This window comes from Dermacoccus sp. PAMC28757, assembly GCF_014302635.1.
Taxonomy (GTDB): domain Bacteria; phylum Actinomycetota; class Actinomycetes; order Actinomycetales; family Dermatophilaceae; genus Dermacoccus; species Dermacoccus abyssi.
The window spans coordinates 875,803-900,713 of record NZ_CP060292.1; the positions used below are offsets into that span (position 1 = coordinate 875,803).

Annotated in this window: 21 protein-coding genes and 1 pseudogene; 9 read left to right on the forward strand and 13 right to left on the reverse strand. The window is 67.7% G+C overall.

Annotated elements, in window-relative coordinates; all coding sequences use genetic code 11:
- Nucleotides 1-55: 55 nt before the first annotated feature.
- Entirely contained in the window at nt 56-595 is a 540-nt protein-coding gene (locus H7F30_RS04280) for an N-acetyltransferase (protein WP_187036955.1), read from the reverse strand.
- Between the two features lie 288 nt (nt 596-883).
- Here H7F30_RS04280 and H7F30_RS04285 point away from each other — a divergent pair, with 288 nt between their 5' ends.
- Genes H7F30_RS04285 through H7F30_RS04300 form a run of 4 tightly spaced genes read left to right on the forward strand, consistent with a single transcriptional unit; the run spans nt 884 to nt 4,601 of the window.
- Complete coding sequence (locus tag H7F30_RS04285; RefSeq protein ID WP_047310972.1) at nt 884-1,525, forward strand: ABC transporter permease; 642 nt, start codon at nt 884-886, stop codon at nt 1,523-1,525.
- The gene (locus tag H7F30_RS04290) at nt 1,518-2,861 is read left to right on the forward strand and encodes an ATP-binding cassette domain-containing protein (RefSeq protein WP_338067329.1); all 1,344 of its coding nucleotides are present in this window, start codon (nt 1,518-1,520) and stop codon (nt 2,859-2,861) included. The genes H7F30_RS04285 and H7F30_RS04290 overlap by 8 nt, the downstream gene beginning before the upstream one ends.
- Complete coding sequence (locus H7F30_RS04295; protein ID WP_047310973.1) at nt 2,858-3,598, forward strand: ABC transporter permease; 741 nt, start codon at nt 2,858-2,860, stop codon at nt 3,596-3,598. The genes H7F30_RS04290 and H7F30_RS04295 overlap by 4 nt, the downstream gene beginning before the upstream one ends.
- Before the next feature lie 4 nt (nt 3,599-3,602).
- Nucleotides 3,603-4,601, forward strand: coding sequence for a glycine betaine ABC transporter substrate-binding protein (locus H7F30_RS04300; RefSeq protein ID WP_187036958.1), 999 nt, complete (start codon nt 3,603-3,605; stop codon nt 4,599-4,601).
- Nucleotides 4,602-4,723: 122 nt separating this feature from the next.
- Here H7F30_RS04300 and H7F30_RS04305 read toward each other — a convergent pair whose 3' ends face one another.
- Nucleotides 4,724-5,053, reverse strand: a complete 330-nt coding sequence (locus H7F30_RS04305; RefSeq protein WP_187036960.1) for a helix-turn-helix transcriptional regulator — start codon at nt 5,051-5,053, stop codon at nt 4,724-4,726.
- 58 nt (nt 5,054-5,111) lie between these two features.
- On the opposite strand from H7F30_RS04305, the gene arsB reads away from it, so the two are divergent.
- Complete coding sequence (gene arsB / locus H7F30_RS04310; protein WP_187037844.1) at nt 5,112-6,209, forward strand: ACR3 family arsenite efflux transporter; 1,098 nt, start codon at nt 5,112-5,114, stop codon at nt 6,207-6,209.
- Nucleotides 6,206-6,625: a low molecular weight phosphatase family protein gene (locus H7F30_RS04315; protein ID WP_187036962.1), complete on the forward strand. Its 420-nt coding sequence runs from the start codon at nt 6,206-6,208 to the stop codon at nt 6,623-6,625. Before arsB ends, H7F30_RS04315 begins: the two co-directional genes overlap by 4 nt.
- Before the next feature lie 95 nt (nt 6,626-6,720).
- On the opposite strand, the gene H7F30_RS04320 is transcribed toward H7F30_RS04315, so the two are convergent.
- Nucleotides 6,721-8,409: a VWA domain-containing protein gene (locus H7F30_RS04320; RefSeq protein ID WP_187036964.1), complete on the reverse strand. Its 1,689-nt coding sequence runs from the start codon at nt 8,407-8,409 to the stop codon at nt 6,721-6,723.
- Entirely contained in the window at nt 8,402-9,349 is a 948-nt protein-coding gene (locus H7F30_RS04325) for a MoxR family ATPase (protein WP_187036966.1), read from the reverse strand. The genes H7F30_RS04320 and H7F30_RS04325 overlap by 8 nt, the downstream gene beginning before the upstream one ends.
- A 216-nt stretch (nt 9,350-9,565) precedes the next feature.
- Here H7F30_RS04325 and H7F30_RS04330 point away from each other — a divergent pair, with 216 nt between their 5' ends.
- A complete protein-coding gene (locus H7F30_RS04330) occupies nt 9,566-10,627 on the forward strand; it encodes a hypothetical protein (protein WP_255464952.1) in 1,062 nt (353 codons plus the stop codon).
- 77 nt (nt 10,628-10,704) lie between these two features.
- Here the strand turns inward: H7F30_RS04330 and H7F30_RS04335 are convergent, their stop codons facing one another.
- The 5 genes from H7F30_RS04335 to H7F30_RS04355 all read right to left on the reverse strand — a co-directional run bounded on the left by H7F30_RS04335 (nt 10,705) and on the right by H7F30_RS04355 (nt 16,122).
- A complete protein-coding gene (locus H7F30_RS04335; protein WP_187036970.1) occupies nt 10,705-11,094 on the reverse strand; it encodes a hypothetical protein in 390 nt (129 codons plus the stop codon).
- A gap of 281 nt (nt 11,095-11,375) precedes the next feature.
- Nucleotides 11,376-13,547, reverse strand: coding sequence for a malate synthase G (locus H7F30_RS04340; protein WP_187036972.1), 2,172 nt, complete (start codon nt 13,545-13,547; stop codon nt 11,376-11,378).
- Between the two features lie 97 nt (nt 13,548-13,644).
- Nucleotides 13,645-14,580 (reverse strand): alpha/beta hydrolase, encoded by a 936-nt coding sequence (locus tag H7F30_RS04345; RefSeq protein ID WP_187036974.1) that lies wholly within the window; start codon nt 14,578-14,580, stop codon nt 13,645-13,647.
- Between the two features lie 62 nt (nt 14,581-14,642).
- Nucleotides 14,643-15,929: a threonine ammonia-lyase IlvA gene (gene ilvA, locus H7F30_RS04350; protein WP_187037846.1), complete on the reverse strand. Its 1,287-nt coding sequence runs from the start codon at nt 15,927-15,929 to the stop codon at nt 14,643-14,645.
- 31 nt (nt 15,930-15,960) lie between these two features.
- Nucleotides 15,961-16,122, reverse strand: coding sequence for a hypothetical protein (locus H7F30_RS04355; RefSeq protein WP_182434808.1), 162 nt, complete (start codon nt 16,120-16,122; stop codon nt 15,961-15,963).
- A 163-nt stretch (nt 16,123-16,285) separates the two neighbouring features.
- On the opposite strand from H7F30_RS04355, the gene H7F30_RS04360 reads away from it, so the two are divergent.
- Entirely contained in the window at nt 16,286-17,353 is a 1,068-nt protein-coding gene (locus tag H7F30_RS04360) for a hypothetical protein (protein WP_187036976.1), read from the forward strand.
- A 115-nt stretch (nt 17,354-17,468) separates the two neighbouring features.
- Here the strand turns inward: H7F30_RS04360 and H7F30_RS15105 are convergent.
- The 3 genes and pseudogenes from H7F30_RS15105 to H7F30_RS04375 all read right to left on the reverse strand — a co-directional run bounded on the left by H7F30_RS15105 (nt 17,469) and on the right by H7F30_RS04375 (nt 21,544).
- Nucleotides 17,469-18,883: pseudogene (locus H7F30_RS15105) on the reverse strand (catalase).
- 197 nt (nt 18,884-19,080) lie between these two features.
- Nucleotides 19,081-19,539, reverse strand: a complete 459-nt coding sequence (locus tag H7F30_RS04370) for a Fur family transcriptional regulator (RefSeq protein WP_187036978.1) — start codon at nt 19,537-19,539, stop codon at nt 19,081-19,083.
- 58 nt (nt 19,540-19,597) lie between these two features.
- Nucleotides 19,598-21,544 (reverse strand): alpha-amylase family protein, encoded by a 1,947-nt coding sequence (locus H7F30_RS04375; protein WP_187036980.1) that lies wholly within the window; start codon nt 21,542-21,544, stop codon nt 19,598-19,600.
- Between the two features lie 312 nt (nt 21,545-21,856).
- Between H7F30_RS04375 and H7F30_RS04380 the strand changes: the two genes are divergently transcribed.
- Nucleotides 21,857-22,855, forward strand: coding sequence for a TerC/Alx family metal homeostasis membrane protein (locus tag H7F30_RS04380; protein WP_187036982.1), 999 nt, complete (start codon nt 21,857-21,859; stop codon nt 22,853-22,855).
- Nucleotides 22,856-23,082: 227 nt separating this feature from the next.
- Here the strand turns inward: H7F30_RS04380 and H7F30_RS04385 are convergent, their stop codons facing one another.
- Nucleotides 23,083-24,873, reverse strand: a complete 1,791-nt coding sequence (locus H7F30_RS04385; protein ID WP_187036984.1) for a DUF2075 domain-containing protein — start codon at nt 24,871-24,873, stop codon at nt 23,083-23,085.
- Nucleotides 24,874-24,911 lie beyond the last annotated feature (38 nt).

The following is a 24,911-nucleotide window of genomic DNA, read 5'->3' on the forward strand; positions in this document are numbered from 1 at the left end:
CGACGTGCCACCGGGGCACGTTGTGTCCTGAACAGGTCGTCGCCCCGTCGCGAGCTCAGAGCGTCAGGACGTACTCGTCCTCGTCGCCCGGGCACTCTGACGACGGCGGGTTCACCTGCGTGAACCCGTGCCGCACGTACGCCGCCGCGGCCCGCTCGTTCGCGCCGAACACGTGGAGCGCCAGCGCCGTGTAACCCAACTCGCGTGCCCGCTCGACGAGTGCTTCGACAAGGTCGTCGACGACGCCGGTGCCGCGCCGACCCGGCTCCACCCACACCTGGACGACGAAGGCGAGACGCTCCGGGTCGTCCGTCAGCGTCCGAGCGCTCTCCACGTCGTCGAGATAACCGGAGGCGGGAAAGAGGCCCGCCAAACCGTCAGCACGCGGCGCGACGCCGCTCGAGGCATCCGGCTCGTCGTCAGCCACCCACAGCAGCGTTCCGGGGTTCGACGCGCGCTCGACCCACCGCTCGTCGGGGAAGGCCACCTCGCGCTCGAACGACGAGCCGAACGCCTCCGGATTGGTGCCCAACGCACGCAGGCGCACGTCACGGTAGGTCTGCCACGGAAGCTGCGACGAGGGGTGCACACTCATGACGGTCATCCTCCCGATCCCGAGGGGCGCAATCGACCGATTTGCCCGCACTGTCGCAATATTCAGGGATTCGTGAGCCATTCGTTATCAACTGTGAATTCCCTCTGTCATGGCAAGGAGAACGGCGCGCGCGACCGTCGGCCATCGAGCGCCGGCGGGGCCCGCGCGCCCCGGGAAGCCGCGGTCTGACGCGGCTGCGCACCTAGGATGAGCCAAACGAAGCCCGCCTACTCCCGTGTGCCGCACGGGGCGTCGGCGGGCACATTGTGGAAAGGGGGATGACGCCTCGTGTGGGAATTCATCGCTGAGCGATGGCAGGACATCGCCTATCGCAGTTACCAGCACACCTCGCTCGTCGTCCAGGCCGTCTTGCTCGCCACGATCATCGCGCTCGTCCTTGCGGTCATCGTCATTCGGAACAACAGGCTCAAGGGCTTGGCCAACATCTTCTCGGCGGTCGGTCTGACCATCCCGTCGTTCGCGCTCCTCGGCGTGCTGCTGCCGCTCGTGGGCATCGGTGCCCTGCCGTCGGTGCTCGCAGTCTGCTTCTACGCCGTTCTGCCGATCCTGCGCAACGCGGTCGTCGGCCTCGAGTCGGTCGACAAGAACCTGCTCGAAAGCGCGCAGGGCATGGGCATGAGCAAGGCGGCGACGCTGCTCAAGGTGCGCCTGCCCATGGCGTGGCCGGTCATCCTCGCCGGCGTGCGCACGTCCACCCAGATGTCGTTCGGCGTCGGCGCCATCGCCGCCTACGCCCTCGGCCCCGGCCTCGGTGGCTACATCTTCACCGGCCTCGCCCAGGTGGGCGGCGCCAACGCGCTCAACTACGCGCTCGTCGGCACCATCGGTGTCGTCGTCCTCGCGCTCCTTCTCGACCTCATTCTTGTCGGCGTCGGCCGACTGACGATTCCCAGGGGGATCCGTGCCTGACAACACCACCGAAGCCCAGGGCGCCACGCCGGTCGAGCGCGCTGACGACGTCAACACGGACGTCAACACCGACGTCGACGCCACGAGCTCCCAGCGCAGCGAAGTCACGGGCGCCGAGATCGTCTTCGACAACGTCGTCAAGAAGTACCCCGGCCAGGCGAAGGCCGCCGTCGGCGGCATGTCGCTGCGCATCCCCGCCGGTGAGACCGTCATGTTCGTCGGCCCGTCGGGCTGCGGCAAGACGACCTCGCTCAAGATGATCAACCGTCTCATCGATCCGACGAGCGGCACCATCACGATCGACGGCAAGCCGATCTCCGAGTCGAAGGCCGACGACCTGCGCCGGCGCATCGGTTACGTCATCCAGGGTGGTTCACTCTTCCCGCACATGACGGTGGCCGACAACATCGCCGTCGTCCCTGGTCTGCTCGGCTGGGACAAGGCCAAGACGACCAAGCGCGTCGACGAGCTGCTCGACATGGTCGGCCTCGACCCGGAGCGCTACCGCGACCGCTTCCCTCGTGAGCTCTCCGGCGGTCAGCAGCAGCGTGTCGGTGTGGCCCGCGGCCTCGCCGCCGACCCGCCCGTCATCCTCATGGACGAGCCCTTCGGCGCCGTCGACCCGATCACGCGTACGCGCCTGCAGGACGAGATGCTCAGCATCCAGCGCCAGCTGCGCAAGACGATCATCTGCGTCACGCATGACATCGACGAGGCTCTCAAGCTCGGCGACCGCATCCTCATCCTTTCCGAGGGCGGCAAGATCGAGCAGTACGACACCCCCGAGAACATCCTCGCGGCCCCGGCCAACGAGTTCGTCGAGGACTTCGTGGGTGCCGGTTCGGCCCTCAAGTCCCTCGCCCTCTCGCGCCTCGACGATGTCGAGATCGCCGACGCGCCGACGGTTCGCGTGGGTGACTCCATCGTCGACGTGCAGCGCAACGCCACCGCGTCCGGTGTGCGCAACGTCGTCGTGCTCGACGAGCGTGGTCGTCCGGTCGACTTCGTCACCGCCGCCAAGCTGCGCGGCGAGCGCGTCGAGAACCGTCGCCGCGAGGCACTGCAGACGGTCGACCACCGCGCCACGCTCAACGACGCCCTCGACGCCATGCTCAGCTCGAGCCACGGCGCCGTCGTCGTCACCGGTGGGCGCGGCGAGTACCGCGGTGTCGCGTCGTTCCAGCAGATCATGACGCACATCCAGGACACCCACGAGGCGGCCGAGTCGCGCCGTCACGGTGCCGACGCCGAGGCCACGCCCGATTCGGTGGCTGTGGCGAACACCTCGAGCCACACCGACTTCCGCGAGCAGGCCGAGGAGGGTGAGGAACAGTGAAGGGCCGTATCGGACGCGAGCAACTCGGTCTGATCTTCGGGCTGCCCGTCCTCATCCTCGTCATCTTCGGCGCCTGGGTCATCTGGCGTCAGACCGCCGATCTCGACCCCATCGAGGCGCGTCAGCTCGACTGGTCCGCGCTGCGCAAGCTCGGGTGGGAGCACATCAAGGTGACGTTCGTCGCCACCTTCTTCGTGCTCGCCACGGCGCTGCCCATCGGTGTCGCCCTGACCCGTCCCAAGCTGCGCCGCTTCTCCGGGCCCGTCGTCGCGTTCGCCAACGCGGGCCAGGCGACGCCGGTCATCGGCCTCATCGTGCTGCTCGCGCTGTGGATCGGCTTCACCTTCTGGGTGGCCGTTCTCGCTCTCGCGATCTACGCGTTCCTGCCGGTGCTGCGCAACACGATCGTCGGTCTGCAGCAGGTCGACCCGACGCTCGTCGAGGCGGCCCGCGGCATGGGCATGAGCCAGATGAAGACGCTCGCGACGGTCGAGCTGCCGCTCGCGGCGCCGGTCATCATGGCCGGTGTGCGCACCGCGCTCGTCCTCCTCGTCGGTACGGCGTCGTTCGCGACGTTCATCAACGCCGGCGGTCTGGGCGCGCTCATCCAGGCGGGCATCAACCTGTTCCGCTACCCGATCCTCGTCAGTGGCGCGATCCTCATCGCCCTGCTCGCGCTCGTCTTCGAGTGGGCCGGGCGTGTGCTCGAGGCCATCGTCACCCCGAAGGGGCTGTGATCGCATGACGCACAAGTTGATTCGTACTCCGCGGGCCAGGCTCGCCGGCGTCGCCGGAGCGGCGGCAGCGGGTTCGCTGCTGCTCAGCTCCTGTGGCCTCGGTACCTCGGCCGGCATCTCGCCCTCGGGTGAACTGGGGCCGAAGCTCGCCTCCGTGAAGAAGCTCGACGGCGCCGAGATCGCCGTCGGTTCCAAGCAGTTCACGGAGCAGCAGATCCTCGGAAAGATGGCCGTCATCCTGCTGCAGTCGGCCGGGGGCAACGTGAAGGACTTCACGACGATCCCCGGTTCTGCGGCGGCTCGTGAGGCGCAGATCCAGGGCCAGACGACCTTCTCGTGGGAGTACACGGGCACGGCGTGGATCACGTACATGGGGCACACGAAGCCGATTCCGGACCCGCGCAAGCAGTTCGACGCCGTCAAGGCAGAGGACGCGAAGAACGGTCTGACGTGGCTGCAGTACGCGCCGATGAACAACACCTACGGGTTCGCGGCGAAGGAAGCCACGGCGAAGAAGTTCAACGTGAAGTCGTTGTCCGACCTCAAGAAGGTGCCGAAGGCGCAGCGCACGCTGTGCGTCGACACCGAGTTCGCCAACCGTGACGACGGCCTCGAGCCGATGCTCAAGGCCTACGGCATTCCGCTCGGCAGCGAGATTCCGCGTAACCAGATCAAGAAGCTCGAGTCGGGTGCGATCTACGCGGCTACGAACAACGGGCTGTGCAACTTCGGTGAGGTCTTCACGACCGATGGCCGCATCAAGGCGCTGAAGCTGCAGGTGCTCGCCGACGACAAGAAGTTCTTCCCGCTCTACAACGTCGCCCCGGTGTTCTCCACCGAGACGCTGGAGAAGAACCCGCAGTTGTCGGACCTGTTCGGCCCTGTGTCGAAGAAGCTGACGAACGAGACGATGATCGAGCTCAACGCCAAGGTCGACGTCGACGGTGAGAACCCGTCCGACGTGGCGTTCGACTGGCTCAAGAAGGAAGGCTTCATCAAGTAGCCCCCTGACGTGACGCCCGGCCCCTCGAAGCGCGAGAGGCCGGGCGTTCGCGTATCCGGGGAACTTCTGTCGATCTGGTGGCGGCATATCGCGGCCACATCGACACATCTGCACCGGCTGGGTCAGAGCTCGAGCGTTGACCGAGCTTCGTCGAGCCGCGACCGGACGACGGTGTAGTGCGCCCACCGTCCGCGCTGTTCGCGCATGAGGAGCCCGGCGTCCGTCAGCTTCTTGAGGTGATGGCTCAGGGTCGGCTGGGTGATGCCCAGTTGCCTCGGCAGGTGGCAGGCGCACACCGTGCCGTCGGGGGTGGCTGCGAGGTAGGTGAGCAGACGCAGCCGCACCGGATCGGCGATCGCCTTGAGGAGCTCGGCCCGGCGATTCGCGTCGTCGAGCGGCAGCAGCGCCGCGTCGGCGGCGGGAGCGCAGGTGAACTCTGCGGGGGTGGACATGTGGCTCACCCTACCGACACATTGACAAACATCAATACGTTGGCCAGAGTTCATGACGATGAAGACCGATGACACTGGCTCCGCCGAGCCCACGCAAGCCCCTGTTGCCGCGCGCCTTTCGACGCTCGATCGCTTCCTGCCGGTCTGGATCGTCGCTGCGATGGCCGTCGGTCTCCTTCTCGGACGGCTCGTGCCGGGTCTCGACGACGCGCTCTCCGCCGTCGAGGTCGAGGGTGTCTCGCTGCCGATCGCCATCGGCCTGCTCGTCATGATGTACCCGGTGCTCGCGAAGGTTCGCTACGACCGCCTCGACACCGTGACGGCCGACAAGCGGATGCTCGGTGCGTCGCTCGTCCTGAACTGGCTCGTCGGGCCCGCCGTGATGTTCGCGCTCGCGTGGATCTTCCTGGCCGACCTGCCCGCCTACCGCACGGGCCTCATCATCGTCGGGCTCGCCCGGTGCATCGCGATGGTCATCATCTGGAACGACCTCGCCTGCGGTGACCGCGAGGCCGCGGCCGTGCTCGTCGCGCTCAACTCGGTCTTCCAGGTCATCGCCTTCGCCGGCCTCGGGTGGCTCTACCTGTCGGTGCTGCCCGGGTGGCTCGGCCTCGAGCAGACGAACCTCGACGTGTCGCCGTGGCACATCGCCGCGTCCGTGCTCGTCTTCCTCGGCGTGCCGCTGCTGGCCGGTTTCCTTTCACGCCGTGTCGGCGAGAAGCGTTGGGGCCGCGACGCGTACGAGGGGTCGTTCCTGCCTCGCGTCGGGCCGTGGGCCCTCTACGGGCTGCTGTTCACCATCGTCCTGCTCTTCGCGCTCCAAGGCGACGCCATCACGCGCAACCCGCTCGACGTCGCCCGCATCGCCCTGCCTCTGCTCGTCTACTTCGCCCTCATGTGGGGCGGCGGCTACGTTCTCGGCAAGGCGCTCGGCATGAGCTACGAGCGGACGACGACGCTCGCCTTCACTGCGGCCGGCAACAACTTCGAGCTCGCCATCGCCGTCGCCATCGCGACCTTCGGGGCAACGTCCGGCCAGGCGCTCGCGGGCGTCGTCGGGCCCCTCATCGAGGTGCCCGTGCTCGTCGGCCTCGTCTACGTCTCGCTCGCGCTGCGCGGGCGCTTCCCCCAGGTGCCGAAGGAGACCCGAGCATGAGCGAGCCCCGCCCGAGTGCCCTGTTCGTCTGCGTCAAGAACGCCGGAAAGTCGCAAATGGCGGCTGCCCTGACGCGCCTGCACGCCGGCGACTCCGTCGAGGTGCACTCGGCCGGCACGCACCCGGGATCGAAGCTCAACGAGGAGTCGCGAGCGGCCGTCGAGGAGGTGGGCGCCACGTTCGAGGGCGAACACCCCAAGGCGATCGACGTCGATCTGCTGCGCCGCGCGGACCGCGTCGTCGTCATCGGTGGCGAAGCGCAGGTCGAACCCGTGGAGGGAATGCGAACCGACATCGAGCGCTGGACCACCGACGAACCGTCGCTGCGCGGCATCGAGGGCGTGGAGCGGATGCGTCTCGTGCGCGACGACATCGACGCGCGGGTACGCGCCCTCGTCGCCGACCTGACGGGCTGAACGCGCCAGCCGATCTGGGGAACTTTTGTGGATCTGGCTGCGACATATCACAGCCAGATCCACACAGCTGCACCGGATAGCCGACGCTCAGGGCATCAGAGGGCCTTCGTGACGAAGTCGCGCAGGTCGGTGATCGTGCGGCACTCGTGCATGTCGATGATCTCGGCGTACTTCGTCGCGACAGAGTCACCCGTGCCCCACTGCGATTCGGCCTCCGGGTTGAGCCAGAACGCGTGACGTGCCTCGTCCACGATGGTGCGCAGCGCGTCGTAGCGCGGGTTCGTCGAGTTGGTGCGAGCGTCGCCGAGGACGAGCAGGGTGGCACGCGGCGTGACGGCGTCGAGGTGGTGGGCGACGAAGTCGACGAACGTCATGCCGTAATCGGAGTTGCGGTGCCCGCGCTGCATTCGAGTGTTGCCGCGAAGCGCCTCGATGAGGTCGCCGTCCGCGCCCACGGAGCGGACGGTCTCGGTGAGTTCGTCCACGGTGTTGACGAACCCGAAGACGCGCACGCGCGCGAACTGCGCCTGCATCGCCTGCATGAGCAGGATCGTGAAGCGGCTGAAGCCGGAGACGCTGCTGCTCATGTCGGCGAGGATGACGAGCTCGGAGCGGTTCGGCGTGCGGTGGTCGTAGACGGGCGCGATAGGAACTCCGCCGGTGGACATCGACGCACGAAGCGTCTTGCGGATGTCGATGCGCCCGTGACTGGCGCGGCGTCGTTTCGCCGCCATGCGGGCCGCGAGTTTGCGCGCGAGGGGCTCGACGACGCGACGCATCTGGGCGGCGTCGATCGCGTAGGTCTGACTGAAGTCGCGCCGCTCGATCGGCGTGGTGACGGCGTAGGTCGCCTGGCTCGCCCTGCCGCGGATCTCGGCGTTGCGACGGCGGGACTCGGTCTCGATGCGACGCCGGAACCCCGCGACGCGCGTACGGATCTCGTCGCGGTCGAAGCGCTGGACGAACGGGTCGGGCTGCCACCCCTCGAGTGGGGCTGCGGCCTGACCGCCACTGCCGACGCCACCGCCGCCCTCGGAGGTGCCGACGCCCTCGTCGGCGAGACCGGGGGAGCCGCCGCTGCCCTCGAGGGCGTCCGCCTCCTGCTCGGCTCGCAGGCGGCGCAGGTACTCGTCGTGCTCGCGCAGAAGCTCCGTGGCCCGCGCAACCGCGAGGTTCGGTTGGAACTGGTCGATGGCCTGGTTCGCGGAGAACCCCTCGTCACCCGCGCGACGCAGGCGCCCGAACTCGTCGACGACGACGCCCGCGAGCGTCTCGAGGGCCTGCTCGTCGTTCTCGGCGAGAGCCCTCGCAAGCAGTTCGGTGAGGGCCTTGGCGCGTTCGCGCAGCTCGGCGGCATCGGCGTTCTCCGCGTCGAACTCCGGTAGCTGGGCGAGCAGGTCGTCGGCGCCGAGATCGCCTGCCGCAGTGCGTCGTCCGAGCGCAGCGGGGAAGAAGATGTCGAACAGATCGTCGAAGACGCCGCGCTGCTCGCCCCGGCGCACCAGAGCCGCTGCGAGCCCCTCACGCAGGCGCTCGCGGTTCTCGAGACCGAGGGCGCCCGCGACGTGCCCGGCATCCACGACGTCACTCGTTCCGACGACGACGCCGTGGCGGCGCATCGCGTCGGCGAGGGCAACGAGGCGGCGTCCGAGGGGGCCGATCACCGCGGGTGTCTGCGTGTCCTCGCCACGCGGCGCAGCGTCGTCGAGCGGTTCGTGACGTTCGGGCTGCCCGGCCGAGGGGCGGTTGTGGAACGCCCCCGGGAAGTGGTGCTCGTCAGGCATTGAGCTTGAGCAGCGTGGAGGCGCGCTCGATGTCGTCCTGGTGCTTGAGCAGGACGCCGAGGTTGGCGCGCAGCACGGTGGGGTCGAGGTCGTCGGAGCTGTCGGCCCCGAGTGCGACGAGGGTGCGCGCCCAGTCGACGGTTTCCGCGATGCTGGGCGCCTTGCGCAGCGGCATCTCGCGCAGGCGCTGCACGAGCCGGACCACGGACTCGGCGAGCGCCGCGTCGAGGCCCGGCACCTTGAGGGCGACGATGCGCTGTTCGAGTTCGGCGCTGGGGTAGTCGATGTGGAGGAAGAGGCAGCGTCGGCGCAGAGCCTCCGACAGGTCGCGCGCGGCGTTGGAGGTGAGGACGACGAACGGGCGCTGCGTCGCGGCAAGGGTGCCGAGTTCGGGCACGGTGACCTGGAAGTCGCTCAGCACCTCGAGGAGGAGGCCTTCGACCTCGACGTCGGCCTTGTCGAGCTCGTCGACGAGCAGGACGGTGGGCTGCTCGTTGCGGATGGCGCGCAGCAGCGGCCGGGTGAGGAGGAACTCGTCCGTGAAGATGTCGGTGGCGAGGGCCTGCCAGTCGTGAGCGACCTCGTCGTCGGTCGCCTGCGCGGTGGTCCCTGTCGCGTTCGTCTGTGCCAGCGCAGTGTTGGCGGTGATGCGCAGGAGCTGCTTCGCGTGGTTCCACTCGTAGAGGGCGCGGGCCTCGTCGATGCCCTCGTAGCACTGCAGGCGCACGAGGTCGGCGTCTTCGCCGGTGGTCGCGGTGAGCGCGCTCGTGACGGCCTTGGCGAGCTCGGTCTTGCCGACGCCGGCGGGGCCCTCGACGAGCAGCGGCTTACCGAGTGCGTCGGCGAGGAAGACCGTCGTCGCGATGGCGTCGCTCGCGAGGTAGCCGGCCTCGGCGAGGCGGTCGCGGACGTCGTCGACGGATTCGAAGTGCGCAGTCACCGTGCCATTGTCGCGGATGGCTCAGGCCGCGATCGGTGAAAACGCAGAACGGGTTGACCGGGTGGGCCCTCCGAACGATCCGATGTGACGCTGGCCCCACAGCTCGCGCACACTTCGCAGTCAGGTGTACCTTTAAACATAGATAACCTAACTAAACGAAGGGAAGAGATGTCCACCGCGCATCCGCCAACCGCGCAGGCCCCGATGAGGACGGTCTTGTCGCACGTCATCGTTCCGATCCTCATGGGTCTCATCATGTGCGCCGCCTACCTCGGTGGTTTCCACAAGCCGTCGCCCCACCACGTGCCCGTCGCCGTCGTCGGTCAGGCTCAACAGGCGGGCCCGCTGGCGGCCAAGGTGCAGGACGGGTTCGGCGACGAGGCGGACGTCCGCACGATCGCGACGCCCGAGCAGGCGACGGATCAGCTGAAGCACCTGAAGATCTCCGCGGCCTACGTCCCCGGTGACGGCAAGGCCGAACTGCTCACCGCCGGTGGCGCGTCCGACACGACGAAGTCCGTCGTCGAGAAGATGTTCCGCCCCGTCGCGGAGAAACAGCACGATGCGCTGACCGTCAAGGACGTCGCGCCCCTCACCGCGGACGACCCCGCCGGCCAGAACGGTTTCTTCTTCCTCGTCGCCCTGACGGTCGCCGCGTACGCCACGTCGATCGCCATCGGCGCGGCGGCTGCGAGCCGCCCGTTCGCCCAGCGCATCGCCCTCGCCGCCGGCGCCGCCGTCGTCATCTCGACGATCGAACTCGCGATCGCGGCGTGGGGTTACGACATGTTCGGTGGGCACGCGCTCGCAACGTGGGCGCTGTCACTGCTCTACACGGCCGGCGTGCTGACGGTCGGTGTCGGCCTGCACCCGATCATCGGACGGTTCGCGACGCTGCTGTACTCGGCGATCTTCGTCGCGCTCAACTTCACCTCGTCCGGCGGCGTGTTCGCGCCCGTCATGCAGCCGAGCTTCTTCGGTTGGCTGCACGACTTCTGGATCGGCTCCGGCTTCGTCGAGGCGCTGCGTCGCATCATCTACTTCCCGGACGCCTCGATCGCCGGCCCGCTCACCATCTTGTTCGGCTGGCTGGTCGTCGGGTTGCTCTGTCTCGCAGCCGGATGCGCGGTCGAACAGCGACGTGTTGTGCGAGCCCGTGAGCTCGAGGAAGCTGCGTCCCGCCCCGTCGGACGTCACGCCGAGCACGCGCATCAGGACGAGCGCGACGAGCTCGACACCGAGACCGAGGAGGAACTCGAGGAGAACGTCGCCGTCTGACGTCCTCTCTTTGCGCCCAGATGCACCCGGGTGCATGTGGGCGCACAGAGAAGCCACCAGGGGTGTGGACCGGTGCCTCACGAGCTGCGAGCAAGGCGATGAAGAGCCCACCATGCGACGGGTCGATAGGCGTGCCCGACGAGAGGCGGCAGATCCATCGCCATGTGGCAGCGGCACCCGCTCCGACGAACCTCGACGCGGTGCTCGCCCGTCGTCGTCAGCCCCAGGACGCTGACGCGCCAGTTCCACGTCCTCGCCACCGCATCGACGTCGGTGATGACGAACCGCCCCACCGTCACCGGCCCGAAACGCCACCGTCCTTCCGCGCCGGGACGGATCACCACGGCATCCGCCTCGACCGGCGGCATGTGCGGCGACCAGTCACGCCACCGATCGACGTGCACGTAGGCCTGCCACGCCGCGTCGACACTCGCGGGCCCGTCAGCATGGACGTCGATGCGCTTCATGTCCGAATGCTAGGCGTTCCAACGGAACCCAGGTCGCGCACAGCCCTCGGGCGCCCCGCGCCGACCCCAGCGCGCACGATGGCGCGTAACTCACACGTAGGCGTGCAGTTGCGTGCCTACCCGTGAGTTACGCGCCATCGTGAGGGTCAGGCGACCCTCGACTCCGTTCGCTTGATCCTCAGCGCGCGGACTACTCATTGGCTCAGTTCCTCAGCGCCCGATTCGGCAGGGCCGGGCCTTCGCACGCTCCGGCGCGAACCTACCTCGGTCGGGCTTGATCGTCACTGAGCTTTCTTGTCTCGCCGACGACGGTGCAGGATCGGCTCGGTGTAGCCGTTCGGCTGCTTCGCGCCCTCGAGGATGAGCTCCTTCGCGGCGTTGAACGCAATGCCGTCGAAGCCGGGAGCCATCGGCTCGTAGGCCGCATCGCCCTCGTTCTGCTTGTCGACGATCGGCGCCATGCGCTTGAGCGACGCGACGACGTCGTCCTCGCTCACGATGCCGTGCTGCAGCCAGTTAGCGAGCAGCTGCGACGAGATGCGCAGCGTGGCGCGGTCCTCCATGAGCGCGACGTCGTGGATGTCCGGCACCTTCGAGCAGCCGACGCCCTGGTCGATCCAGCGCACGACGTAGCCGAGGATCGACTGGCAGTTGTTGTCGAGTTCCTCGCGCTTGTCGGCGTCCGACCAGTCCGTGTTCTCCGCGAGCGGGATCTGCAGGATGTCGTCGACCGACGCGGCCTTGCGCTTCGCGAGCTCCTCCTGCACGGCGAACACGTCGACCTGGTGGTAGTGCAGCGCGTGCAGCGTCGCGGCGGTCGGTGACGGCACCCAGGCCGTCGTCGCGCCGGCCTTCGGCTGGCCCACCTTCTGCTCGAGCATGTCGGCCATGAGGTCCGGCATCGCCCACATGCCCTTACCGATCTGAGCCTTGTGCTGCAGGCCGTCCCTCAGGCCCACGTCGACGTTGTTGTCCTCGTACGCCTTGATCCAGGTCGACCCCTTCATCTCGCCCTTGCGCACCATCGGGCCGGCGAGCATCGAGGTGTGGATCTCGTCGCCCGTGCGGTCGAGGAAGCCGGTGTTGATGAAGACGACGCGCTCCTTGGCGGCCTCGATGCAGGCGGAGAGGTTGACCGTCGTGCGACGCTCCTCGTCCATGATGCCGACCTTCACCGTGTTCTCCGGCAGCCCGACGAACTGCTCGACGCGGGCGAAGAGTTCGTTCGTCAGCGCGACCTCCTTCGGGCCGTGCATCTTGGGCTTCACGATGTAGATCGAGTTGGTGCGCGTGTTGCTCACGCCGTCCTTGCCGGCGAAGCCGTGGATGGCGGCCGGGATGGTGACGAGCGCATCGAGCAGGCCTTCGCCGACCTCGTTGCCGTCGGCGTCGAGCACGGCGTCCGTCGTCATGAGGTGGCCGACGTTGCGCACGAACAGCAGCGAACGGCCGGGCAGCGTGAGGTGGTCGCCGCCGGCGGCCGTGTAGGTGCGGTCGGGGTTGAGTTCGCGCGTGAAGGTCTTGCCGCCCTTCGCGATCTCCTCCTTGAGGTCACCCTTGTTGAGGCCGAGCCAGTTCGTGTAGCCGAGCACTTTGTCCTCGGCATCGACGGCGGCGACGGAATCCTCGAGGTCCATGATCGTCGTGACAGCCGACTCGACGAGGACGTCCTTGATGCCGGCCGGGTCGGTCGCGCCGATCGGGGACTCGGCGTCGATCTGGATCTCCAGGTGAAGACCGTTGTGCTTCAGCAGGATTCCCTCCGGCTGCGCAGGCAGCCCGACGTATCCGGCGAACTCGTCGGCGTTCTTCAGCGACGTCGTGCGCTCACCGTCGAGGTGGACGACGAGCTCGCCGCCGTCGACGCCGAAGCCGGTGACGTCGGTGTAGGAACCCTCGGCGAGCGGGACGGCAGTGTCGAGGAAGTTCTTCGCGAACGAGATGACGGCGTCGCCGCGCACCGTGTTGTACGAGGTGCCCTTCTCCTTGCCGTCGGCCTCGTCGATCGCGTCGGTGCCGTAGAGCGCGTCGTAGAGCGAACCCCAGCGGGCGTTCGACGCGTTGAGCGCGAAGCGGGCGTTGAGGATCGGCACGACGAGCTGCGGGCCGGCGGTGTCGGTGATCTCGCGGTCGACGTTCTCCGTCGTGATGGAGAAGTCGGCCGGTGCGTCGACGAGGTAGCCGATCTCGGTGAGGAAGGCCTTGTACGCGTCGAAGTCGGGCTTGCCCGGGTTGTCGCGGTGGTAGGCGTCGATCTTCGCCTGGAGCTCGTCACGCTCGGCGAGGAGAGCCTTGTTCTTGGGTCCGAGGTCGGTGATGACCTCGGCGAAACCCTTCCAGTATGTCTCCTGGTCGACGTCCGTGCCCGGCAGGACCAAGTCGTTGATGAAGTCGTACAGGACGGTGGCGACCTGGAGTCCGTGCACCTCGGTGCGCGGCGTGGTGTCAGTCATGTGCTTCCTTTCGTCGCATGCAGAGGGCTCCTTCTCTCCAACGCTACGCGTCAGTAGACCGGTTGCGGCAGGTTTGAGGGCGCCGAAGTGACACGCGTCACGCGTCGTGCGGAAGGCGCGCCTCGATCCACGCGAGAACGTGGGCCGTCACGTCGTCGCGGTTGGTCTCGTTGAGCAGTTCGTGGCGCGCGCCGGGGTAGAGCATGAGCGTCACGTCCTCCACGCCGCCCTCGCGCAACATGGCCGCGGCCGCCTCGACACCGCGACCGTCCCCGCCCGCCGGATCGGCGTCGCCGGACACGACGAGGATGGGCAGCTTCGCTGGTGTGGCCGCGACGAAGGACGGGGTGTTGACGAGGCGCAGGCCGCCGAGCATGTCGACGTAGAACCCTGCGGTGGCGATGAACCCGCACTTGTCGTCGGCGACGTAGGCGTCGACCTCGGCGTCGTCCCGGCTCAGCCAGTCGAAGTCCGTGCGCGCCGGCTTGAACGCCTTGTTGAACGCACCGAACGAGAGTTTGTCGAGAAGCTTGCTCGGGTGCTTCGCGCCGCGCAGGCGCGCCTCGGCGGCGGCCACCTTCGACCCCACGAGCCCCAGCGTTCCCGCGTCGGCGGGCGTGCCCGACAGGACGAGGGCCGTGAGGCGTTCACCGTGACGCACCGCGTACGTGCGCGCGAGCAGCGAGCCCATGCTGTGGCCGAACAGGACGATCGGCGCGTTCGGGTGCTCGGCGCTCGCGTGCGTGACGACGGTGTCGATGTCGTCCGTGACGCGGTTCCAGCCGTCGGACTCGGCGAAGTACCCGAGGGTTCCGCCTTCAGCGGTGCGTCCGTGGCCGCGGTGGTCGGCGGCATAGACGGCGAACCCGGCACCGTTGAGGGCGTCCGCGAAGCGGGCGTACCTCTCGCCGTGCTCGGCCATGCCGTGCGCGATGACGACGACCGCGCGCGTCGACGCTTCTTCGGCCACCCAGCGGCGGCCGCGCAGCGTCGTGCCGTCAGGGGCAGTGAGGTCGAAAGGCTGGGGCTGCACGGGTTCTCCTCGAGGCGGGTGGCTGAACTACCGCTATCCTGCCCGGTCGGAGCCCTGAACAGTCACAAAACCATGCGGAAAAGCGGCGAGTCCGGGTCGACGCGCTCGGTGCGCATCGCCGACTCCGCCATGCGCTCGAGCAGCGGCTCGAGACCGGCGGGCTCGCCGAGTTCGAGGCCGACGAGCGCCGGCCCGGTCTCACGGTTGGAGCGCTTCGTGTACTCGAACAGCGTGATGTCGTCCTCCGGGCCGAGGATCTCGTTGAGGAAGCGGCGCAACTGGCCAGGCTCCTGCGGGAACTCGACGAGGAAGTAGTGCTTGCGCCCCTCGTAGACAAGCGAGCGCTCGACGACCTCCGCGTAGCGCGAGACGTCGTTGTTGCCGCCGGACAGGATGGCGAGGACGAGTTCGCCGTCGGCGATCTCGACGTCGTCGAGCGCTGACGAGGCCAATGCCCCTGCAGGCTCGGCGATGATGCCGTCGCTCTGGTACAGGTCGAGCATCTCGGTGCAGATGCGCCCCTCGGCGACGCTGAAGCAGGGCACCCCACCCGCCGCGATGACCGGGTAGGTGTGCGCGCCGAGGAGGCCGACGGTGGCGCCGTCGACAAAGGGATCGGTGACCGGCACCGAGACGGGGCGACCCGCCGCGAGCGCGGCCTGCAGGGAGGGGGCGCCCACCGGCTCGACACCGACGATGCGCGTGTTCGGGTGGCGTTCACGCACCCACGCCGTGGTGCCGGCGAGCAGCCCGCCACCTCCGACGGGCACGACGACGACGTCGGGCACCCGGCCGTGCTGGATCTCGCACTGGGCGAATGCCTCGCGCGCCACCGTGCCCTGTCCGGCGATCGTGCGCACGTCGTCGAAAGCGGGTACGAGCGTTGCCCCGGTCGTGGTGGCGAACTCACCGGCGGCTGCGGCCGCCACGTCATAGGTGTCGCCCTCGACGACCGTCGTCACCCACGGGCCGCCGAGCACGCGCACGCGTTCACGCTTCTGACGCGGCGTCGTGCGCGGCAGGAAGATCGTCGCCTTCACCCCGAGGCGCGCACACGCATAGGCGACGCCCTGGGCGTGGTTTCCCGCGGACGCGCACACGACGCCGGCGGCGCGAGCGTCGTCGTCGAGTTGCGAGATGAGGTTGCTGGCCCCGCGAATCTTGTACGAGCGCACCGGCTGCTGATCCTCACGCTTGAGGACGACGGTGGCGCCGTACTTCGCGCTCAGGCGGCCGCTCTCGGTGACGGGCGTCGGAGCGAGCAGGCCCTCGAGGCGCGCTGCGGCGGCGTCGACTGCTGCTGCGTCGACGCCGGGGGTGGGGATGGTCGTGCTGGTCACGGCGTCCAGACTCTCATGCGCCGCGCGAGAGCCGCGTGGCCTACTCGGATGACGGATAACGCGCCTCGCGGGCCTGTTGCACCTTCGCGTGCCGCGAGCGGTCGAGGCGGAGCGTCAGGGCGATGACTCCCACGAGCAGGAGCCCGCACACGGCACCGAACAGCGCTGCCATGACGACGACGCCGACGGGATCGTTGTTCACCGGGCCACCGTGTCATCCCGACCTGTGTCACCACTGGGAACCCTCGGCGAAAAAGCATTGTTGTCGAATCGTGTTCTCACGTGTGAACCACGTGCCTCCTTCGTGCGTCAGACATGGCAGAGTCGATGTGAGGGCGCTCGACACGAGCAACGAGGGGAGCGGAATGCAGCACGACAAGCGGCACTGCGCCGAATGTGGGGAGCAGGTCTCGGGGCCGTTCTGCAGCAACTGCGGCACGCGCACGGCCGTGGGGGCCACGGCCGGCGCGAACACGAGCGGGGCGTTCTTCGACGAGGAACCCACCCGTCTCGGTGCTGACCGCGCCGCGGATCAGCCGTACAACGGTTACGCCTCCGACGACGCGGACGAGTACGGGGGCGGCGTGCCCCCGGTGGAGCCCGCGGCGACGTCGTCCGCCCGGCCCGCCAAGACGAACCAGATGCTCGTGGCGCTCATCGCCGTTGTCGCGCTCGCCGTCGTCGGAATGCTCGGCTACCTCTTCACGAACGGTCGCGGAGACGACAAGGCTGATCCGCCGCTGGTGAGCGACTCCTCCACCAGCGCACCGACGAAGAGCACGTCGTCCTCGACGTCGTCCTCGACGTCGTCCTCGACGTCGTCGAGCACGACACAGAGTTCGACGAGCAGCCCTGACCCCTCCACGACACAGGGCAACTCGAACGGTGGCAACAACGGCGGCGGGGGAGCATCTGCGCCTGCACCGTCGCAGACCACCGAGGAACCTGCCCCTGCACCGAGCCCGAGCACGACGGGTGTCAGCGAGCTTCCCGGCCTCGTCAAGACGACGAGCATGGGCGGTTCGGACTACGCGATGACCCGTGAGGGCAACACGGTCACGGTCTGGCGGGCCGGAAGCGAGGGCGCCAGCCGAATCGGCTCCTTCACCCTGCGTGGCGGCGGAGGAAGCAACGGACTGGACTTCATCAACCTGCCCGGCTGCAGCGCGCCGGTCGTCGCGTGGAACGCAGCGAGCGCGAGCGGGTCGGCTGCGTACGGCTACGACGGTTCGGGCTACCAGGCGTACGTGGGCAGCTCGAGCGGCAGCATGTCGCCGAGCGGTGGATCGCCGAGCTCGTACGGCGTCAACGCCTACAACGGCATGCTGGAGATCCGTGACAGCTCCAAGCAGAAGGCACGTGGTTCGGGTAACCACTTCGACAGCTGCGAGAGCGCCTCACCGGACGTGCTGCACATGGTGAGCGGCGGCTGACACGTCCGCCGTCACGCGGGGCGGCAAGACGCTCGCGGAGGTCGCAAAGGGGCCGGGCCCGAAACCACGAGATGTGGTTTCGGGCCCGGCCCCTTTCGTGCTGGTGGCCTGAGGGTCAGACCTCGAGCGCGCCGTTGGCGATGCACGCCTTGCGGACGCCCTCGCCGTAGGCCGGGTCGGCCTTCGTGCAGTTCTCGATGTGACGCTCGATCGTCTGCGCGGTCGCGCCCTTGATGGCGGCGGCCGTGTTGGCGAACAGCGCGTGCTGCTGCTCGGGCGACATGAGGCGGAACAGGTTGCCCGGCTGCTCGTAGTAGTTGTCGTCGTCCGCGCGGTAGTCCCAGTGGTCGGCGACGTGCGCCATCTCCTGATACTTCGCCATGTCGGACGCCGGCTCTGCGTAGGAGGGCTGCTCCTGCATCGCGCCGTAGCTGTTCGGCTCGTAGTGCGTCTCACTGCCCTTGTTGCCGTCGACGCGCATCTGGCCGTCGCGGTGGAAGGTGTGCACGGGGCACTTCGGCGCGTTGACCGGGATCTGGTGGTGGTTGACGCCGAGGCGGTAGCGCTGCGCGTCCGTGTAGCTGAACAGGCGGGCCTGCAGCATGCGGTCGGGCGAGACGGAGATGCCCGGCACGAGGTGCGACGGCGCGAACGCGGCCTGCTCGATGTCGGCGAAGAAGTTGTCCGCGTTGCGGTTGAGCTCGAACTCGCCGACCTCGATGAGCGGGTAGTCCTTCTTGCTCCACACCTTTGTCAGGTCGAACGGGTGGAAGCGGTACGTCCTCGCGTCTTCCTCCGGCATGATCTGCACGTACATCGTCCACTTGGGAAGTCACCGCGCTCGATGGCCTCGTAGAGGTCGCGGCCCGAGGACTCGCGGTCTTCGGCGATGACCTGTGCGGCCTCGTCGTCGGTGAGGTTCTCGATGCCCTGCTGGGTGCGGAAGTGCATCTTGCACCAGAAGCGCTCGCCGGCCTCGTTGATGAACGAGTAGGTGTGCGAGCTGAAGCCGTGCATGTGGCGGAACTTCTTGGGGATGCCGCGGTCACTCATGACGATGGTGACCTGGTGCAGCGCCTCGGGCAGCGACGACCAGAAATCCCAGTTGTTCTCCGGGCTGCGCAGGTTGGTGCGCGGGTCACGCTTGACGGCGTGGTTGAGGTCGGGGAACTTCATCGGGTCGCGGAAGAAGAAGACCGGCGTGTTGTTGCCGACCATGTCCCAGTTGCCCTCTTCGGTATAGAACTTCAGGGAGAAGCCGCGGATGTCGCGCTCGGCGTCGGCCGCGCCGCGCTCACCGGCGACGGTGGAGAAGCGGGCCATCATCGGCGTCTGCTTGCCGACCTCGGAGAAGATCTTGGCCTTCGAGTACTTCTGGATCTCGGGGCTCGTCACCGTGAACGTGCCGTGCGCGCCCGAACCCTTGGCGTGCATACGACGCTCCGGGATGACCTCACGGTCGAAGTGGGCGAGCTTCTCGATGAGCCACAGGTCCTGCAGAAGGATCGGGCCACGCGGGCCGGCCGTCATCGAGTCCTGGTTGTTGACGACGGGCGCTCCCGCAGCCGTCGTCAGCGGGGGTGCTCCTGGTTGCGGCCCTGCTCGTTGTCGACCATGAGGTGCTCCTTCGGTTGGTCGGGTGTGATCGGTCAGGAGGGAGGTGCTTCGGTTCTCACCCTAGGCGCTGCCACTGACAACGGACAGGGTGAAGCGGGTTCGTCCGGACGTCAGCCCGGCGGAGTCGTCGCGCGGCATTCGGCGCAGACGCCCCAGTAGGTGACCTCGGCTTCGTCGATCTCGAAACCGGCGCTCAGATCGCTCTCGTGTGCCGCTGTGAGGCACGGGGTTTCGCCCACGGCGCACGGGATGTCGACGATCGTCGCGCAACGGCGACACACGAGGTGGTGGTGGTTGTCGCCGATGCGGCGTTCGTACAGCGCGGACTGCCCCGCCGGTTCGATACGGCGGATGATGCCGTGAGCCGTCATGGCGTGCAGCGCGTCGTAGACCGTCTGCATCGAGACGGCGCCGTACCCCTCGCGCACCGCCTTGAGGACGGTGTCAGCGTCGGAGTGCGGCCGGTTCTCGAGCGCTTCGAGGATGGCCAGGCGCGGACCCGTGACGCGCAGGTTGGCCTCGCGCAGCATGGTGCGCGGGTCCGGCGTCGAGGTCTGGGTCGTGGTCATGCCTCTATGGTGACGCGCTTTCTGGAATGAATCAAGATAAGCGCCGGACCAATGTCAGTTAGTCACCCGCGACGAGCCACAGCACACCCCACGGCGGAAGGTGGATGTCGCCGTCCGCATCCGAGTGTACGACCCGGGCCGTGAGGGCGTCCACGAGCGTCTCGTCACCCTGGCCAGAGGTGCACGCGCCGAGCGTGAAGCCGCCCAGCCACTCGGCCGGCCACGTCTGCTCGGAGTCCGTGACGTTGTAGAGCTGGACCATGTCGCCCGCGGCGTGGCGGCGCCCGACGGCCAGCACGCCCGGATTCGCGACAGGCAGCACCTCGGAGGCGATCTGCCCGTCGAGCTGAGGCAGCCGCGCGCGCACCTGCCCGACGGAGCAGTGCCATTCGAAGATCGCGCCGGTGACGCTGCCGTGATCGTGACGCTGGGCGAGCGCAGTGTCGGGCAGAGCCGGGCGGTGAGCCCAGCGGTTGTCGTCGGCGTGGGTCGGGTCGCTTGCCCACTCGGGGTCGTTGGGCAGGGCGAGTTCGTCGCCCGACCAGATGACGGGCAGGCCGCCGGTGCCGTACGTGGCGGCGACGAGAAGCTTCATCCGCGCCATGCCGGTTGCCTTCAGGTGAGGGTTGTACGACTCGCTCGCGCCGGTCAGCGACGCCATCGTGCCGGAGATGCGTCGGTCGCCTGTCTGCGGATTCGCCTGGAAGACAAGGCCGTCCGAGAACGAATCGAACGATTCGCCCGCGTAGAAGTCGGAGAGGAACGCGCGGTGCAGCGGGCCGGAGAGGCCGACGGCGGCGGCGTCGCCGTCGTCGATGGCCCAGCCGATGTCGTCGTGGCAGCGGATGTAGGAGATCCAGGTGGCGCCCTCGGGCGTCGGCGGCAGTCCGCGGAGCGTGTGCACCGCGAGACGCGTGTCCTGGGCGGCGATCATCGACCACAGCTGCACCATCCAGGTGTTGTGGTACGCCAGATCCGACAGGCGCTCCTCGTACTCGCCGAGACCGAGGTACTGCACGAGGTCGTGCGGCCCGACGATGGCCTCGGCCTTGAACGCGAGGCCGGGTGCCGCCATCCGCGCGACGGCACGCAGGATCGACGTCAGCGCGTGCACCTCGGGCTGGTTCTGGCAGTTCGTGCCCATGCGCTTCCACATGAACGCGATGGCGTCGAGACGCAGCACCTCGACGCCCTTGTTCGCGAGGAACAGCATGATGTCGGTGAACTCGGCCAGCACGTCGGGGTTGGACCAGTTGAGATCCCACTGGAATGCGTTGAACGTCGTCCACACCCACGCCTGGGCCTTCTCGTCCCAGGTGAAGTTGCCCGGCGCGAAGTCGGGGAAGATCTCGGGCAGCGTGCGCTCGTAGGCGTCGGGCACGGAGCGGTCGGGGAACATGTGGAAGTAGTCGCGGTACTTCGGGATGCCGGCGCGCGCCTTCGTCGCCCACTCGTGCTCCTCGGCGACGTGGTTGAGGACGAAGTCGAGCACGAGGCTGATGCCGCGGTGACGCAGCGTCGTCGCGAGGGCCTCGAGGTCGGTCATCGTGCCGAGATCCTCACGCACCTCGCGGTAGTCGACGACGGCGTAGCCACCGTCGCTGTCGCCGGCGCGGGTGCGCAGCAACGGCATGAGGTGCAGGTAGGTGACACCGAGTTCGTCGAGGTAGGCGGTGCGTTCCGCGACGCCGGCGAGGGTGCCGCCGAAGCGTTCGGTGTAGGCGGCGTAGCCGATCATGCGCGGCGACGAGAGCCAGTGCGGGTTGGCTTCGCGACGACGGTCGAGGTCGTGGAGTTCCTCGGGGCGCTCGAGGAAGCGGCGCGCGGCGATCTCGACGAGGTCGCCCGCGATCTCCTCGACGCGCTGGGGGTGGACGACACGCAAGCCGTCACGCAGGGCAGGCCAGTGGGCGCGAAGCCGCGCGATGAAGACGTCGCTCTGCCAGGGGGAGGCCGGCGTGAGGACGGACGAAGCGCGTTGGATCACCGACACGGGAAGGGGCATGGGTGCCATTGTCCCCGACTCGGAGGTGACCGGTCGGTAGGCCTCACCGGCCGGACGTTCCGGACACGTCGGCGGCGCCTCGTGGAACGCGCCACCACGGCCTGTGAGGTGCAGCGAGGGGGCGGGAAGCGTTCTCGTTGTTTGGGTTCGGTGTGAGCCCTTGGTAGGCTTGGAGCTTGAGGGGAGTACTTCCCACGTTCCGATTTCGGTCAATACGAGCGCGCCGAGCCGCGCTCCCGTGCGGAAGCGGCGACAGCGTCGTCGTGAAGGAGACCTCAGTTCAAGACGTATGCGAACTGAGGTGTTCTCATCATGGAAACCATTGCCACACCGGCGCTCTGGACGACCACGATCGTCGGTGTTCTTGTTCTGTTCGTCCTCGACTTCATCGTCACGCGCAAGCCGCACGAGGTCTCGATGAAGGAAGCGACCGGGTGGTCGCTGTTCTACATCGGTCTGCCGGTGGCGTTCGGTGGGTGGCTCTGGTCGCAGCACGGCAGCCAGATCGGCACCGAGTACTACACGGGTTACATCGTCGAGAAGTCGCTGTCGGTCGACAACCTGTTCATCTTCATGCTGCTGCTCGCGGCGTTCGCGGTGCCGAAGGCCTATCAGCAGCGGGTGCTGCTCATCGGTGTGGCGGGCGCGCTCGTCATGCGCGCCATCATGATCGCGATCGGCGCATCGCTGCTCACCAAGTTCTCGTGGATGTTCGTCATCTTCGGTCTGTTCCTGCTGTGGACGGCCGTCAAGGTCTGGCGTGACACGCGCAGCGACGAGGACGAGGAGATCGACCCGAGCGAGCTCGGTTCGGTGAAGTTCCTGCGCCGCTTCTACCCGGTGACCGACGACTACCGCGGCACCAAGATGAGCGTCGTCGAGGCCGACAAGACCGGCAAGAAGCGCCGCATGCTGACGCCGCTCGCCGTCGTCACGGTGGCCGTTCTCGCCGCCGACGCGATGTTCGCGCTCGACTCCGTGCCGGCCGTCTACGGCATCACCGGCGACCCCTACCTCGTCTTCGTGACGAACGCGTTCGCGCTGCTCGGCCTGCGCGCGCTGTACTTCCTCGTCGAGGGCGTGCTGAGCAAGCTCGTGCACCTCGGGTACGGCCTCGCCGTCATCCTCGCGTTCATCGGCTACAAGCTCATCGCGCACTGGGCGCACGACGTCTGGCACTGGGTGTGGACGCCGTCGACGGCCGTGTCGCTGTCGGTCATCATCGTGTCGCTGCTCGCCGTCACCGTCTCGAGCCTCGTCGTCACGCGCCGGCAGGAGCGCGAGGAGGCCGCAGCCGACTCGCAGAACTGACGCTTCACCCTTCGTCACAGCGCACCCGCCTCGTCCTTCGGGACGGGGCGGGTGCGCTGTGTCGTGTCTGCGTCACTCCTTCGGCGAGTGGGTTCGGTCGTAGTACGCGGCGTACTCCTCGGCGGTGAAGAGAAAGCTCGTCATGGCATGCGTCTTCCGTGATGGTCACGGGGGAGGCATGTCCCGGTCGGAAGCCTGTCGATCCGTAGGTGGGTTTCGGTGGCGGTTCAATTGACGAGTGAGTGCAAGAACTCTCGGGTCTGCGGGTCGGTGGAGTAGATAGTGACGCGCTGCATCCCGCGTGTCAGGAGCACCTTGTAGACGTTGCGGATGAGCTTGTCGAACAGTTCGTCGTCGACGGTCTTCCGCGACTTGAAATCCGGGTCGCGATTCGCTTCGCGAACGCTGACCCAGCGCCCGTCACGGCGCACAAGATCAGGGCCGAGGATCACGCCGGCGGCGTCGTACTCGAACCCTTGCGCCGTGTAGACGCAGCCGACCTGTCCAAAACCGGCGGAGTCGGATGCCCAGAGCGCGGCCGGCGGTGCTCCACCGACGGATCTGTCACCGCGCAGGTTCCATGGCCGGCTCCAACCGTCGATCGAGACGTCCGGTACGAGCGAACCGTCCTGTGCTGGGTCGCTCCAGGGCCAGCAGTACCCAGCGGCCATCCGCGCGTTTAGCCCGGTGTCGATGAATTTCTGCAAGTGAGCCTCCAACTGCGACGGTGAGTCGACTACCTCGACCTCGAAGCCGTCGTCACCGCTCCACTCGATCGGCCCGCCTTCCTCGAGGTCGAGCAGACGGAGGACCCAATCGACGTAGAGCTGGCTTCCTCCACACCGGAACTGGGCATTGAGGTCGATCTTCTCGACGTGTATGCCGAGCGCCTCTGCGTGAGCCTCGATGTCCGCTGCGGTGCCCATCTCGCCCGGGCGCACAACCTGGTACTCGTCGAGGAGGAAGACTGGCACACGAGCAGCCTCAAGCAACTCGACAATCTGGGGTCGCGCCCGAGCGCGATCTTCCTTCCTCGTGTATCTCTGCACGCTGGTCTCGCGCATACGGTGCGCCTCATCAAGAATCAGGCAGTCGAGATCGTTCGGCTCTGCCGTCATGAATTGGTTGAAGTATCCGAACAGCTTGGCCACGCGAGGGTTACGCTTCCCGGCGACCTTGCGCAGGGTCGTTGTGAAGCTTCGCGAACCGGTCGCATGCATGAGGGTTCGGCCCTGGCGAGACAACTCGCCCATGAGCGACAGAGCGATCACGGATTTTCCGCTGCCCGGGCCGCCGCTGATGATCACAGCAGTCTTGGTGTTCGCCCGTCGGGCTCGTTCGACAGAGTGGAGGACGTACTCGTAGGCCGCGCGCTGTTCGTCGAGAAGGACGAACTGTTCGCGCTGCTGAACCTCCTCGGCTGCCAGCGTGAGGAGTTGTTTGCTCGGTTCGATCTTGCTGCTGACGAGGGCATCTGCCGCGTCCCGGCCCGGCTGGTCCGCGGCCAACTGTGAGCTGAGGAAGTCGACGAAGTCGCTCCGTCGTTGACCGGTGAACACGCGAGAGATATCGTCCGGCGCCCTGACGAACAGGTCCGCGACGCCGGCGTCGGTGGCGTTGTGAAGGTACGCGGCTCCGCTGAGGTGGTGCGGTGTCGTCGCGAGGTAGGACGAGAAGTCGGTGAGGTAGTCGCAGTATCCGGCGACCTGAAGGCCAGGGTGGAGGTGTGCACTGCGCCCGTACGCGGCAATGGAGACGAGGGTGTCGCTCTCCTCGAATCGAGCCGCGTCGCTCCACTGCTTCAACTCGACGACGACGTACGAGGGGCGCCGCGTCGTGGGGTGGACGCCGGCGAGAACAACGTCGGCTCGTTTGCTCGTGAGCGGCAGTTGATACTCGAGGAGCATCTCGACATCGTCGAGTCCGGCATCACGGAGATCTTGAACCAGCGCGGGAAGGCTTCGAGCCCAGGACTTCTTCTCACCCGAACTGGGGCGCTGGTTGGTCTGAACGAACATCTGTTCCGTTAGGAGATCGACAAGGGTGTGCTCGACAG